10 protein-coding genes are annotated in these 13760 nt (G+C 70.4%); 7 read left to right on the top strand and 3 right to left on the bottom strand.

All coding sequences use genetic code 11. The annotated features are described in order from the left end of the window. Positions 1-70 precede the first annotated feature (70 nt). Together GGR24_RS17845 and mprF are read right to left on the bottom strand one after the other, a co-directional pair. Positions 71-1450, bottom strand: coding sequence for a virulence factor family protein (locus GGR24_RS17845; RefSeq protein ID WP_183394762.1), 1380 nt, complete (start codon positions 1448-1450; stop codon positions 71-73). Continuing rightward, positions 1447-4146: a bifunctional lysylphosphatidylglycerol flippase/synthetase MprF gene (gene mprF / locus GGR24_RS07680; RefSeq protein WP_343066221.1), complete on the bottom strand. Its 2700-nt coding sequence runs from the start codon at positions 4144-4146 to the stop codon at positions 1447-1449. Before mprF ends, GGR24_RS17845 begins: the two co-directional genes overlap by 4 nt. Positions 4147-4381: 235 nt before the next feature. Between mprF and GGR24_RS07675 the strand changes: the two genes are divergently transcribed. From GGR24_RS07675 to GGR24_RS07665, 3 genes are all read left to right on the top strand, one after another. Next, the gene (locus tag GGR24_RS07675) at positions 4382-5869 is read left to right on the top strand and encodes a UbiA family prenyltransferase (protein WP_183394760.1); all 1488 of its coding nucleotides are present in this window, start codon (positions 4382-4384) and stop codon (positions 5867-5869) included. A gap of 8 nt (positions 5870-5877) precedes the next feature. Then, the gene (locus tag GGR24_RS07670) at positions 5878-6330 is read left to right on the top strand and encodes a GtrA family protein (protein ID WP_183394759.1); all 453 of its coding nucleotides are present in this window, start codon (positions 5878-5880) and stop codon (positions 6328-6330) included. Positions 6331-6459: 129 nt separating this feature from the next. Next, positions 6460-8463 carry an acyltransferase family protein gene (locus GGR24_RS07665; RefSeq protein ID WP_183394758.1) on the top strand — a complete coding sequence of 668 codons (2004 nt, stop codon included), beginning with the start codon at positions 6460-6462 and terminating at the stop codon, positions 8461-8463. Between the two features lie 9 nt (positions 8464-8472). Here the strand turns inward: GGR24_RS07665 and GGR24_RS07660 are convergent, their stop codons facing one another. Next, complete coding sequence (locus GGR24_RS07660) at positions 8473-9753, bottom strand: glycosyltransferase family 39 protein (RefSeq protein WP_183394757.1); 1281 nt, start codon at positions 9751-9753, stop codon at positions 8473-8475. A 205-nt stretch (positions 9754-9958) separates the two neighbouring features. Between GGR24_RS07660 and GGR24_RS07655 the strand changes: the two genes are divergently transcribed. From GGR24_RS07655 to GGR24_RS07640, 4 genes are all read left to right on the top strand, one after another. Beyond that, positions 9959-10630, top strand: a complete 672-nt coding sequence (locus GGR24_RS07655; protein ID WP_343066220.1) for a lytic transglycosylase domain-containing protein — start codon at positions 9959-9961, stop codon at positions 10628-10630. Between the two features lie 152 nt (positions 10631-10782). After that, positions 10783-12285 (top strand): sensor histidine kinase, encoded by a 1503-nt coding sequence (locus GGR24_RS07650; protein ID WP_183394755.1) that lies wholly within the window; start codon positions 10783-10785, stop codon positions 12283-12285. Continuing rightward, the gene (locus tag GGR24_RS07645; RefSeq protein WP_183394754.1) at positions 12282-12716 is read left to right on the top strand and encodes a response regulator; all 435 of its coding nucleotides are present in this window, start codon (positions 12282-12284) and stop codon (positions 12714-12716) included. Before GGR24_RS07650 ends, GGR24_RS07645 begins: the two co-directional genes overlap by 4 nt. Beyond that, on the top strand, positions 12713-13759 hold the full coding sequence (locus tag GGR24_RS07640) for a sensor histidine kinase (RefSeq protein ID WP_183394753.1): 1047 nt from the start codon (positions 12713-12715) through the stop codon (positions 13757-13759). The genes GGR24_RS07645 and GGR24_RS07640 overlap by 4 nt, the downstream gene beginning before the upstream one ends. Position 13760 lies beyond the last annotated feature (1 nt).

Below are 13760 nucleotides of genomic sequence, written 5' to 3'. Positions count from 1 at the left end.
TCACCGCCCGAGCGGCGTCAGCGGGAGGTTAGCCCCGGGCGGCGCAGCGCGATAGCGGGCCGGCCTCCGCTCAGCGGCCGGCCGAAGGGCCCCGGGTGAAAGCGTCGTCGATCCGCCGGGCGAGGGCGGCGTAGTCCTCGTCGAAATGGTGCCCGCCGGGCAGCTCCAGGCGGGCCGAGGCCGGGAACACGTCGGTCGCGCAGGCGACGTCGTTGTCCTTCTCCTCGAGCTCCTCCTTGCCGTAGACGCACAACACGCGGTCCATCGGCAGGCCGGCGGCGGGCTTGAGCACGTCATGCTGGCCGGAGCCGACTCCGAGCCAGCCCGCGACGCTGACCTCGAAGTCGGCGGTCTTGGAGAGGCCGAGCAGGGCGATCAGGCCGACCTGATCGCGCACCTGGCGGGAGATGCGCTGCCAGGCGAAGGGGATGACGTCGGCGCCGAAGGAATAGCCCGCGAGCAGGATGCGCTTCGCCTTCCACTCCGGGCCGTAGCGGCCCACGATCGCCTCGAGGTCGTCGCCGAGTTCACGGGGCGTCTTCTCGTTCCAGAAGTAGCGCAGCGTGTCGACGCCGACGACGCCGTAGCCCTCCTGCTGGAAATAGCCGGCCACGCTCTTGTCGAGATCGCGCCAGCCGCCGTCGCCGGCGTAGATGACCGCAAGGCCCTTGGGGTCCGGGCGGTTCGGCGGATAGAGCACAAGCGGCAGCGCGTTCACGGCGTCGGGCTCGCCGCCGCCGATGTCGAAGGCGGCGTCGCGCGCCTCGGCGGCCATGTCTGCGCCCGCCTCCTGTTCGACGACCTCTGCGTTCGGCAGGTCTTTCACGAAGTTCTTGAGGTCGTCGGCTGCGGGAGCGGGCGTCAGGATGCGCCATTCGCCCTGCAGGCCGTCCGGCGGATCGCGGCCGATGACGAGATCCGGCCCGTCACGGGTGGTCGATTTCGGGCCGTCGCAGAGCGGCTTCGGCAGCGGCGCGCGGTCGCTGAAGCCGACCGAGACCGCGCCTGAGAACATGTTGGCGGGGGCCTGCGCCAGCATCGCATAGGCGATGTCCGCGCCCACGCCGACGCCGAGCAGGACCGGCAGCCGGTAGGTCTTCATGCCGAAGGTCTTGCCGGCGAGGCGGGCGTAATCCTCGATGTCGCCGGACAGGAAGATGCAGTCCTCAGAGGTCCTGGCGGCCCCGGCGAGATAGCGCGGCAGGTCGATCGCGATGACCGCGCCGCCTTCCCGGGCGATCGCCTCGGCCTCGGCGGCCCGCGCCGGCGTCCAGCCGTCCATGCCGGAGATCAGCGCGACGATCGTCGAGGGTTCGGCGGCCGGCGCGATGACCGCGACGTCCTTCAGCGTCTCGTTCCCGACGGACGCGCGGCGGAGCTCATCGGCCGCCACCGGGCCCGCAAGCCCGGCGAGTATGGCGAGGGCAGCGAGCGCCGACTGAGCCTTCACGCGGCGGAATCCTCGGTCAGCGTGGGCTCGGCGGAAGCCGCGGAGGGCGCGGCGCGCTTCGGCGAGCCGCCGATCAGCGCCGTGATGTCGAGCAGGATCTGGGGCAGCACCCAGCCGCCCGGGCACGCGAGGTAGCGCGGCTCCCAGACCGGGTCGAACTTCGACTTGTAGGTCCGCAAACCCTCGAAATTGTAGAAGTTGTCGCCGTAGCGGAACAGGAAGGCTCCGACCCTGTTCCAGGTCGGCCCGAGCGGGTGGTCGGCGAGGCCGGACAGCGGGGCCATGCCGAGATTGAACCAGCGATAGCCGTCCGCCTTCGCCCGGATCATCAGGCGGACGAACAGCGCGTCCATGACCCCCTTGGGCGCGTCGGGCGCGTAGCGCATCAGGTCGACGGTCGCCTCCTCGCGGTTCGCGCCATACCACATGTTGGCGAAGCCCACGATCCGGCCGTTGTGGCGCACGACGGCGATGTCGAAGTGGCGCAGATAGTCCTCCGACCAGAAGCCGAGGGAGAAGCCCTTCTCGCTGTTCTTCTTGGAGGACATCCAGGCGTCGGAGACGCGTTTCAGCTCCGGGTAGAGCGCGACGGCGTCGCGCGCCGGGACCACCGCGACCTCGAGCCCCTCCTTGCTGGCCTTGCGGTCGACATAGCGCCACTCGTAGCCGGCCTTGCCCTCCAGGGTGAACTTCGAGAGGTCGACCCGGGCCTCCTCGCCGAGCTTCAGCAGCGACAGGCCGAGGTCCAGATAGGTCGGCAGCCGCGCGACGCTCGCCTGGTAGAACACCGGCCAGCCGCCATGCTGGTCGGCGAGCTCGCGGAACGACCAGAGCAGCTCCGACGTGCGCTCGGCCGGGCCGACCGGATCGCCCATCGCGACCCAGCTGCGACCCTGGACCTGGTACATGATGAAGGCGTCGCCGGCTTCGGAGAACAGGAACCGCTTGTCGCCCAGGAAGGCGAGGTTCGAGTCCGCGCGCGGCGAGGTCGCCACGATCGCGGCGATCCGCTCCTCGGGTTCCGGCGCCGTGTCGCGCGGTCGGCCATGCCGATGCAGCAGCGCGTGCAGGCCGATCGCGAGCGCCGCGACGCAGGCCGCGAGGCTCGCTCGCAGGAAGCGCGGGGCGTCGCCCCGATAGGCGAACTCCCACCACATCTGGTTGGTGTAGTCGACGTCCTGATAGGCGAAGAAGCCCAGCCAGATGGAGCCCGCCAGCACGATCGCGACGGCTGCGAGCCAGGCCGGGGCGAGGTCCTGGTCCCACAGCGAGGCGCGCCGGTAGAAGGCGCGGCGGTTCACCGTCAGAAGCGACAGGACGACGCCGAGCACGATCGCTTCCTCGACGTCGAACCCCTTGGTCAGCGAGAAGATCAGTCCCGCCGTCAGCAGGACCTGGGCGACCCGGTAGGCGCTGTCGAGCCGCCGCAGCAGCCCGCGGGCGACCACCAGCAGGACCACGCCGACGACGCTCGCCAGCAGGTGGGACGCCTCCACAAAGGGCAGCGGCACGACCCGCCGCAGAACATGCAGCCGGTCCGTCTCGGCCGGCAGCGCGCCCGAGACGAGCAGGACGATGCCGCCGAGGAAGACCGCGGCGCCGAGAACGATCGGCGCGACCGGGCGCATGACGGCGGCCAGCATGACGCCGGCGCGATGCATGCGGCCACGGCGGCGCGCGAGTTCCGAGCCGCCCAGCAGCGCGAGCGCGAGCGTGAACGGGATCAGGTAGTAGACGACCCGCCACAGCAGCAGGCTCGCCAGCACCGCGTCGGTCGAAAGGTTGGGCAGGGCGAGCAGGACGGTCGCCTCGATCACGCCGGCGCCGCCGGGCGCGTGGCTCAGCATGCCGAGCGTCATCGCGACCACGAACAGCGCCGCGAAGGTCGGGAAGGCGATGGCCGCGTCGGGCGGAAGCAGGATCCAGAGCGCGAAGGCCGCGCCCATGAGGTCGACCACGCCGATGAGGATCTGCGCGCCCGTGGACTTCACGTTCGGCAGAGCGAGCCGGTAGCCGTCGATCGTCACGGCCCGCTCGCGCCGGCCGATCCAGATCAGATAGGCCCCGAGCGCGACCAGGATGGCGACGCCCAGCGAGGTGTTCACCGTCACCGAAAGACCGTCGAGCCGGGAGACGTCCGCGGCCTCGGTGACGAGGCCGAGCGCGAGCGTGAAGAAGATGCCGATCCAGAGCGTCAGCGCCGAAATCGCCGTGATGGCGGCGACTTCGGCCGCCCCCAGTCCGGCGCCGGCGTAGATCCGGTAGCGCACCGCCCCGGCGACCACGATCTGGAATCCGATCGTGTAGGAGAGCGCGTAGCCGGTGAACGAGGCGAGCGCCGCGACCGGGTACCCGACGTCCCGACGCTTGATGTGCAGGATGCCGAACCAGTCGTAGCCCGTGAGGGCCACGTAACTCGCGGCGGTGGCGGCGAGCGAGATTCCCAGCACCCGCCACGGCGTTGCGGCCGCGGCGGCCTTCACGTCGGCGATGTTCACTTCCTGCACCAGCCGGTGCAGGACGAACAGCACCATCCCGAACAGCAGCAAGGACCCGCAGGCCCCGATGGTCCGCCATGGCGCGCGCGCCGCCAGGGCCCGCAGCTTGGGGAACTGCGCCGTCGGGATCGGGTCGATTTCAGGCGCGGCCGGGGGCACGGGTTCGCTATCCGTCCGGCCGTCCGGCAGGTCGGTCACGCGCGGTTCAAGCCGCGGCTCGGTATCGGCGGCCGTGTCGGTCGATCGGGGCATGTCTGCCGTGAGGAGATGTCATCCAGCCTCCGGACACGCAACCCGGGACCAGCGGCGGACGCAGACAAACGCGTCATAGCGGCGGACATAGGGCGGTTCTTAACGCTATTGCCCTAGCAGGAGGCGAAACGCCGCAAAAATTCAGCGGCGACGCAAGATCTCTTTAGCGGGAGAGCTGCCGATGGCCCTGGAGCCACGCACGCCGCCCAGGGCTTCGGCCGACGCGGATCCGCGCCTGACGTCCGCGGCGCCGGCGTTGGTCGTCAGCGTCGAGGGAGGCCTCCTGCGCGGCGATCTCGCGGCGGAAGCCGCGCTCGCCTTTCTGCGCGAGAACCCGTGGCGGATATTCTTGCTGCTGCTCTGGCTGCTGCGCGGTCCTACGGCGCTTCGGCGACGGCTGGCGGACCGCAACGCCATCGACGCCGGCGCGCTTCCGGTGAACGACGCGCTGGTCGAGCTGGCGGAAACCGAGCATGCGCGTGGCCGCGAGGTCCATCTGGTCACCGAGGCGGATCCCCGGGTCGCCGCTCAGCTCGCGGACCGGCTCGGCTTCGTGGACGGCGTGGTCGCGGGCGACGGCGGGGAGGCGCGGGCCCCGGTGCTTCAGAAGCGTTTCCCCGGCGGGTTCGCCTATGCGGGCGGCCGCGCCGAGGATCTGCCGGTCTGGCGCGCGGCCCGGGAGGTCGTGGCGGTCGAGCCGGCCGGCGCGACGCTGCGCGCGGTCGAAACGCTTGAGAAGCCGCTCTCGGTCATCCCGCGCCGGCCGGTCGGCCTGCGCACGATCGCCAAAGCCGCGCGCGTCCATCAGTGGGCCAAGAACGCCTTGGTGGCGGTTCCGCTGGTGCTCGGCGGCAGAGCGTTCGATCCGCATGCGTGGGCCACGGTGCTGATCGGCTTCGTGCTGCTCGGGCTGCTCGCTTCGTCGACCTATGTCCTCAACGATCTGTGGGACATCGACGACGATCGTCGGCACTGGTCGAAGAAGGACAGGGCGTTCGCCAGCGGCCGCCTTCCGATCTGGGCCGGGCTGGCGGCGGCGCCGATCGGGATCCTGATCGCCCTCGTGGGGGCCGCGATGCTCGGCGGCGCGGTGCTGGCCTCATTCCTGGCCTATCTCGTCGTCACTCTGGCGTATTCCTTCCGCCTCAAGCGGATCGCGGTGCTTGACGTGTTCACGCTCGCGGCGCTTTTCACGCTCCGCCTGGTGATCGGCATCGCGCTCGCCGCCGTTCCGGGATCGCCATGGCTGCTGGTGTTCTCCATGTTCATCTTCTCGTCCCTGTCCTTCGCCAAGCGCCACACCGAGATGGTGCGGGTGGCGCTTTCGGGGGCCGAGAAGGCGAGCGGGCGCGGCTACCTCGCTGCGGACGCGCCGTTCCTGATCGGCATGGGGGTGTCGACCGGCATGTCGGCCGTGCTGGTCATGGTGCTCTATCTGATCGAGGAGGCCTTCCGGGCGGGCTTCTACACGACGCCCGCCGCGCTCTGGGCGTTCCCCTGCGTGCTGTTCCTCTGGCTCGGGCGGGTCTGGGTGCTGTCCGGCCGGGACCAGCTGAACGACGACCCGGTGGCCTTCGCGGTGCGCGACAGACCGAGCCTCGCGCTCGGCGCGGTGATGGCGCTGGCCTTCCTGGCGGCGGTGCTCCCGCGGTCTCTCGTGTTCTGGTGAGGCGTTCGATGTACGAGCTCGCGCAGGCGCTGATGCCGCCCGCGATGCGGTCACGCATCTCTCCCCAAGAGCTCCGCCGCATCGGACGGTTCCTGCTTGCCGGCGGCTTCGCGGCGCTGGTGAACTGGGCCGCGCGCTTCCCGCTCAACGAGGTGATGCCGTTCGGCGCCGCCGTGATCGTGGCCTATGCGATCGGCATGGCGGTGGGCTTCTTCCTGTACCGCTTCTTCGTGTTCGAGGCGCAGCAGGGCGACGCCCGCTCGCAGCTCTGGAAGTTCGTCCTCGTCAATCTCGTCGGCGCCGTCGAGGTCTGGGCGCTCGCGGTCGGGTCCGTGCGCTGGCTCGCGCCGGCGATCGGCTGGACCCTCTGGGTCGAGCCGATCTCGCACGCGGCGGCCATCGGAATCGGCGCCGCGACGAGCTATGTCGGCCACCGGCTGCTGACGTTTCGGCAGAACTGACACGGCGCGGCCCGACGTCGCGGCATCTTGCGATCCCTGAGCCGCGGCTCACATCGGACCGGCGGCTCCCCGCCGCCCTCTCGGCGCCGCTCTCCGTCGGCGCAGCGTAAGCCTCCCGGGACGTTCCGTTTGACCTACAGACCTGAGATCGACGGACTGCGCGCGGTCGCTGTTCTGGCCGTGCTGCTGTTCCACGCGACCGGGCTGCTCCCGGGCGGCTTTGCGGGCGTGGACGTCTTCTTCGTGATCTCCGGCTACGTCATCACCTCGATGCTTGCGGCGGAGCTCGACGCCGGCCGCTTCAGCCTTGTCCGCTTCTACGAGCGCCGGGTCAGGCGACTGTTCCCCGCGCTCGCCGTCACGATCCTCGTGACGGCGGCGGCCTCGGCCATGATCCTGCTGCCGCTCGACCTGAAGGCGATGGGCAAGAGCGCGGTCGCGGCCGCCCTGATGGTCTCGAACGTGCTGTTCTGGGACGAGGCCGGCTATTTCGACGCGGCCGCGCAGACCAAACCGCTTCTGCACACCTGGTCGCTCGCCATCGAGGAGCAGTTCTACCTCGTCTATCCGCTGCTGCTCGCCGCGCTCTGGAAGCTCGGGCGGCGGCTGCTGCTGTGGACCCTGGCGCTGCTCTTCGGCCTGTCGCTCGCAGCCGCCGCATGGACGGCGCCGGATCAGCCGCTGACCGCCTTCTACCTCGCGCCGTTCAGGCTGTGGGAGCTCATGCTCGGCGGCCTGATCGCGCTGCGGCCGGTCAGGCGGCTCGAAGGCGACGTCTTCGCCGGCCTCGGCGTGGCGATGATCGCGACGTCCTTCTTCATCTTCAACGCCGAGAGCGATTTCCCCGGCTGGCCCGCCCTGCTGCCGACGGTCGGAACGGCGCTCGTCCTCAACGGCGCGCGCGCCGGCACGGTGGTCGCCAGCGCCCTCGCCGTGCGCCCGGCCGTGTTCGTGGGCAAGATCTCGTACTCGCTCTACCTCGTGCACTGGCCGCTCATCGTGCTGCTCGAGTACCGGCACGACGCCCGCCTTGGCCTCATGGGCGGCCTCGCCGTGATCGGCGTCTCGCTGGTGCTCGCGTGGCTGTCCTGGCGCTTTGTGGAGCAGCCGTTCCGTCAGCACGCTCCCGGCCGGCCGCTGCGGGTCTTCAGCCGCGCCGCCGCGGCGACGGCCCTGTGCTGCGCCGCCGGCGCGAGCTTCAGCGCCACCGGCGGGTTGCCCCAGCGGCTGCCGGAGGACGTGCGCGCGATCTACGCCCGCATGGGCGACGACTGGCCGGAGAGCCCGGCGTGCTTCATCGACACCAAGGGCCGCACCGGCCCCAGCCTCGACGACATCCGCGCCGGTCGGGTCTGCTCGCGTGGGCGCGCGCCCGCGGGGCGTCCGGACTTCATCGTCTGGGGAGACAGCCACGCCGCCTCCATGTCGCCGCCGATCTTCGCGGCGGGGGACCGGCTCGGGCCGCGGGGCGTGATCGTGGGGGCCGGCGCCTGTCCGCCGCTGCTCGATTTCGAGACGATCACCGCGCGCGAGGAGACGCGGCGGCGCTGCCAGGAGGTGAACGAGGCGACCCTCGACCTGATCGCCACGCAGAAGATTCCCGTGGCCTTCCTGGTGGCGCGCTGGCCGCGCGCGGCGCTCGGCAACGGCTATGGCGACGAAGGCCTGTTCTTCGACCCCAAGGACATCGCGCCCCCGGTGCCCGGGGAGGACGCCAAGTTCGCCGCAGCGCTCGACAGGACGCTCGGCCGGCTGGTCGAGCTCGGCGTCCGTCCCGTCATCGTGATGTCGGTGCCTGAGCCCGGCTACAACGTGCCCTACGAGCTCGCCCGCCTGATGCTCTCCGGGCGCAAGGCGGACATCGCGCCGCCTCGCGAAGCGGTCGAGGAGCGCGAAGCCCGCGCGCGCGAGATCATCGCCGCGGCTGCGGCCAAGCACGGCGCCGACATCGTCGATCCGATCCCTGCGCTCTGCGACGACAAGAAATGCCCGGTCGTCAGGAACGGCGCCCCGATCTACCGGGACACCGACCACATCGCGCGCGCCGCGGCGCTGCGGCTCACGCCGCTGTTCGAGAGCGCGTTCCGCCGCGCGGCGACGGCCGGAGCGGTCGCCCTGACGGACCGGCCCTGAGGGCTCCGCTCAGGTGGCGCCCTTGGTCGCCGCCACCAGCGCGAACGCCGCCACGTTGAGCGCGATCGCGTAGGTCGCGAGCAGCCGGAACATCTTGAGGCGTTCGGCGGCCTTCTCCGCATCGCCCGCCAGCGCCGGCAGCAGCAGGACGTAAAGGACCGGCAGCCAGTCGAGCGCGTAGCGCTGCACGTTGTGCTGCGAGAACCCGTTCGAATGGTAGAACAGCGTGATCCCGGCGACGATCGAGATCACCAGGACGCCGATCAGCAGCTTCGCGTCCGCGCGGGCATAGAAGGCATAGAGCAGGAAGGGGCTCGCGGCGACCAGGGAGGAGCCCATCGGGTCCATCCGGACGAGCTCCGTCATGTGCTTGCCGCCGAACTCGACATGGAAGCCCTGCAGGAACAGGTGCGCCAGGTTGAAGACGACGTAGTCCTTCGAGAACAGGCCGAGATCGAGGATTCGCCAGGTGATGAAGTTGCGGTCGTCTTCCGCCGGATAGGCCGCGATGTGGGCGTAGCCGGTGTCGAGCGGCGCGCCGAAGCGGGCCCAGTTGTAGAGGCAGTAGACGCCGATTGCGGCCAGGATCGGCGCGCCAAGCCGGAGCGCGTCCATGATCGTGGCGCGGTCAAACGCGATCAGACGCGCGTCCTTGGGTCGGGACAGGGCGAACAGGAAGGGCGCGACGAACAGCGCCATCTGGCGCGACAGGAAGGCGAGGCCGATCAGGGCGCCGGCGAGCACCAGGCGGCGGTCGAGCGTCGCGAGGATCGCCAGGCTGACCAGCGTCAGGGCCACGACCTGCGCGAAGAACCACACGCCGTCGCCACGCAGCGTCACATAGGCGGCCGGCGCCCCGAAGATGAAGGCGAGGGCGGCCCAGAAGCGCGCGGGGCGACTGAGGCCGAGGCGTCCGGCGATGGCCCACCAGGCCCAGCCGCTGACCGCCGTGAGCGCCATGGAAAGCGGAATGAAGCCGCGCGTGTCGACGCCGAACAGCGCCACCAGCGGCGTCGCGATCACCGCCGGAACAGGCGGGAAGATCACGTAGATCCGGTCCTGGAAGCGCGCGCAGTCGCTGTCGAAGCAGGTCGGGCTGTCGAAGCGGCCGTGCAGGAACGCATCCGCGAGCAGGGCGTAGCTGTTGACGCCCCCGTGCTCCCCGAAGGCGCGATAGCAGGCCGCCGCCACCAGCGCGACCGCAAGGGCGACCGCGACGGCGGTCACCGCCGTCCAGCGATCGAACTGCGCTTTCCGCGGGCGGCTGCCGGCGGCGTCAAGGGCGGTCATGGCGTCTGCTCCACGTCTCGCGAGGAAGGCGTGCGCGAGCATGGCGCCAAAGCTTTGGTGAAAGGATAACGTCCGCCGAGGTTGCGGGGCCGGCCCGGCGCGGCGCAAGATCGGCGGGATGACTGGCCAGCCCCGATCCCGCGCGCGTCCAGGAGCGTGTCGGTCGACAGGCGTCCATCTGGGGCGGCTCGGCCTGGCTGCGCTCGTGTGCCTGGCCGCGGCGCAGGGCGCTGACGCCCAGGCCGTGGCTCCCCCTGAGCCGGCGGTCACGCCGCCCCCGGCCGCCGCTTCCGCGGAGGCTCCGCCGGCGCCGCCCGACGCCGCGACCCTGCGCAAGATGGTCCGGGAGCAGGCCGTGGCGAACGCGCTGCCCCCCGAGGTCGCCGAAGCGGTCGCCGAGGTCGAGAGCGGCTTCGACCCCAACGCCGTCGGCTCCGTGGGCGAGGTCGGGCTGATGCAGGTGTTGCCCTCGACCGCCCGGATGCTCGGGTTTCAGGGGCCCTTGCCGACCTTGTTCGATCCGGCGGTGAACGTGCGGTACGGCGTCCGTTATCTCAGCCAGGCCTGGCGAAAGACCGGCCAGGACATCTGCGCCACCGTCATGAAGTACCGGGCGGGCCACGGCGAGACCCGCTACTCGCAACGCTCGGTCGACTATTGCGTCCGGGTGCGGGCGCTGCTCGCCGAGCGCGGCTTCAAGGTCACCGGGACCGTCCCGGTCGCGACCTTCGGGTTCGCGGCCGGGCCGCGTAGGATCGCGGGCGTGAAGCGGCTGCCGGGCGGGCGGGTGCGGATGACGTTCAACTGGCGTCAGGTCGATCTGCGCCGCCGCGCGCTCGACAAGCAGGCCGCCTCGAGTCTCCGCATCGCCGACTGACTTTCGTGCGCCGCCAGCTGGCGTGGATTTAGGGCTGGACGGGGCCCCCGTTAGGCGGCATGTGACTACCGGCGAAACAACAAGGCGGCCGCGTTGATAGCCGGAGTGTCAGAAATCCTGGAAATGCGCCGCACCGCGGTTGGGACGGCGCGATGACGCGCTCGCTTGGGCGGGACTCCGCCGTCCGCAACGAAATCCTGATGCTCATCCTCGGCTTCGCCGCGCTGGTCGCGGTCGGCGGGGCGACGGTGTGGCTCGTCAGCAAATCCGACGACTTCAACCGTCAGGTCGCGACCACGCTCGAGACCAAGAACGAGATCGTCCGGACGCTCAGTCTCGCGCAGGACGCCGAGACGGGACAGCGCGGCTACCTGCTGACGGGCGAAGAGCGTTACCTGAGGCCGTACCGCAGCTCCCTGGAGAAGATCGACGACCACTTCCGTCGCCTTGGGGAGCTGATCGGACCGGACGGGCCGCAGCGTCAGGATTTCGAGACGGTGCGGGCGACGGTCAGGGACAAGTTCGCCGAACTCGCGGAGACCGTCGGGCTCAGCACAAGCGGGCGTCGCGCGGAGGCGCAGGCCATCGTGCTGTCCGACCGCGGCCGCGAGGCCATGGTGCAGATACGGCAGCTGGTCAGCCGGATGACCGCGCGTGAGGACGCGACCCTCGCCGAACGCACGGAGGACGCCGCGCGCCTCTCGAACGGGCTGCTCGCTGTCGTCGTGCTCGGACTGGTCATCGCGGCCGCGCTCGCCTTCGTGGCGCAGCTGCTGGTCCGGCGGCAGACGCGCGTGCTGGCGGCCGCGCAACAGGAGCTGGCGCAGGCCAATCACGGCCTCGAGGCGGCGGTGGCGGAGCGCACGTCCGAGCTGCTCGCGGCGAATGGCGAAATCCAGCGCTTCGCCTATATCGTCAGCCACGATCTGCGGGCGCCGCTGGTCAACGTGATGGGTTTCACCAGCGAACTGGACGCCGCGCGGGGCGTGCTGAAGGAGCAGCTGGATGAGCTGACGGAAAGCGTGCCGGACAAGATCAGGCCGGAGGCCCGCGAGGCCGTCGAGGTCGACCTGCCCGAGGCGATCAGCTTCATACGCACCTCGACGGCCAAGATGGACCGGCTGATCAACGCCATCCTGCGGCTGTCGCGCGAGGGTCGTCGCGTGGTGACGCCGGAGAGCGTCTCGGTCACCGACATGGCGAACGCGATCGCGGCGACGCTGCATCAGCAGACGGCCGGGGTGGGGGCCGAGATCGTGGTCGACCCGTCCATGCCCGCGCTCGTCACCGACCGGCTCTCGATAGAGCAGATTTTCCAAAACCTGATAGAGAACGCGGTGAAGTATCTCGACCCGGCGCGACCGGGCCGGATCGAGATCCGGGGACGGCGGGTCGGCCCGCAGGTCGAGTACACGATCGAGGACAATGGGCGCGGCATCGACGCCAAGGACCATGAACGCGTGTTCGAGCTCTTCCGCCGCGCCGGCGCGCAGGACAAGCCCGGGGAAGGCCTGGGCCTCGCCTTCGTGCGCGCCAGCGTGCGCAGGCTGGGCGGCACGATCAGCCTGACTTCCGAGCCCGGCAAGGGCTCCACCTTCCACCTGACCTTCCCGGCCGTTCTGCGGCCGCAAACCGAGACGCAGGCCGCAGCATGAACACCAGCAACCAACGTCCGGTCGTGATCGTCATGATCGAGGACGATCAGGGACACGCACGCCTGATCGAGAAGAACGTCCGCCGCGCGGGCGTCAACAATGAGATCCGCCACTTCGCCGACGGCACGTCCGCGCTGCAGTTCCTGCAGTCGTCCGAGACGACCGCGAACGGCCCGCTGCTGATCCTGCTCGACCTGAACCTGCCGGACATGACCGGGATCGACATCCTGACGATCCTCAAGCACCACGACCGGCTGAAGCGCGCGCCGGTGATCGTGCTGACCACCACCGACGACAAGGTCGAGATCCAGCGCTGCTACGATCTCGGCTGCAACGTCTACATCACCAAGCCGGTGGACTACGACACCTTCGCCACCGCGATCCGCCAGCTCGGCCTGTTCCTGTCGGTGATGCAGGTTCCCGACGCATGAGCGAAGGCCCGGCAGAGGTCGCGCGCAAGATCCTCTACATCGAGGACGACGAGGCGCTGCGCCGTCTCGTCTCGCGGGATCTGGCGCGGGCCGGCTACGCGGTGACGGCGGTCGCGACCTGCGGCGAGGGGTTGCGGCTGCTGGGCGAGGAGCGCTTCGACGTGGTCGCGCTCGACCATTTCCTGGCCGGCGAGACCGGCCTCGATCTGCTCCCGGCGATCAAGGCGCTGCCCGAGCCACCGCCCGTGATCTACGTCACCGGCACGGACGACGGCCGCGTCGCGGTCGCGGCCCTCAAGGCCGGCGCTTCCGACTACGTCATCAAGGATGTGGCGGGCGAATTCCTGGCCCTGCTCCGCGCCGCGATCACGCAGGCCATCGAGCAGGTCGAGGTGCGGCGGCAGAAGGAAGCCGCCGAGCGCGCCATGGTCGAGGCGCGCGACCGCGCCGAGACGCTGCTGCGCGAGGTCAACCACCGCGTCGGCAACAGCCTGCAGCTCGTCTCGGCCTTCGTGCATCTGCAGTCCTCTTCGCTGCCGGACGGGCCGGCGCGCGACATGATGCGCGAGACGGAGGCGCGGATTCTCGCGATCGCGCAGATCCATCGCCGGCTCTACACGTCGCACGACGTCCGTTCGGTCGACATGGACGAGTATCTGACCGGGCTCGCCGAGGAGCTCGAGAGCTCGCTGCGCACCAGCGACCGTCCGCACCGCATCGCGCTCATGGTGGAGCCGATGAAGATGGCCACGGACCGCGCGGTCTCCCTCGGCGTGATCGTGACGGAGCTCGTCACGAATGCGTTCAAATACGCCTATCCGAAGGGCGTCGAGGGCGAGGTGCGCGTGAAGCTCGCGCGCGCGGGCGCGACCCTGGCGCTCAGCGTCGAGGACGACGGCGTCGGCATGGCGGAGGACGCCGCGCCGAAGGGCACCGGGCTCGGCCAGAAGATCGTCCGCACGATGGCCGCGACGATCCAGTCCCGCATGGAGCGGGACTCCGCGCACCGCGGCACCCGGATCGTGCTCGCCTTCCCGGCCTGAG

Origin of the sequence: Hansschlegelia beijingensis (genome assembly GCF_014196425.1) — a bacterium.
In the GTDB taxonomy this organism is placed as follows: domain Bacteria; phylum Pseudomonadota; class Alphaproteobacteria; order Rhizobiales; family Methylopilaceae; genus Methylopila; species Methylopila beijingensis.
Note: the sequence above shows the minus strand (reverse complement) of the source record. Positions and strands in the feature narration are given on the sequence as shown.

Bases quoted from the DNA above. Each gene is read 5' to 3' on its own strand.
- GGR24_RS07675 (WP_183394760.1), top strand. From the start codon at position 4,382: ATGGCCCTGGAGCCACGCACGCCGCCCAGGGCTTCGGCCGACGCGGAT.
- GGR24_RS07670 (WP_183394759.1), top strand. From the start codon at position 5,878: ATGTACGAGCTCGCGCAGGCGCTGATGCCGCCCGCGATGCGGTCACGC.
- GGR24_RS07660 (WP_183394757.1), bottom strand. From the start codon at position 9,753: ATGACCGCCCTTGACGCCGCCGGCAGCCGCCCGCGGAAAGCGCAGTTC.
- GGR24_RS07650 (WP_183394755.1), top strand. From the start codon at position 10,783: ATGACGCGCTCGCTTGGGCGGGACTCCGCCGTCCGCAACGAAATCCTG.
- GGR24_RS07645 (WP_183394754.1), top strand. From the start codon at position 12,282: ATGAACACCAGCAACCAACGTCCGGTCGTGATCGTCATGATCGAGGAC.
- GGR24_RS07640 (WP_183394753.1), top strand. From the start codon at position 12,713: ATGAGCGAAGGCCCGGCAGAGGTCGCGCGCAAGATCCTCTACATCGAG.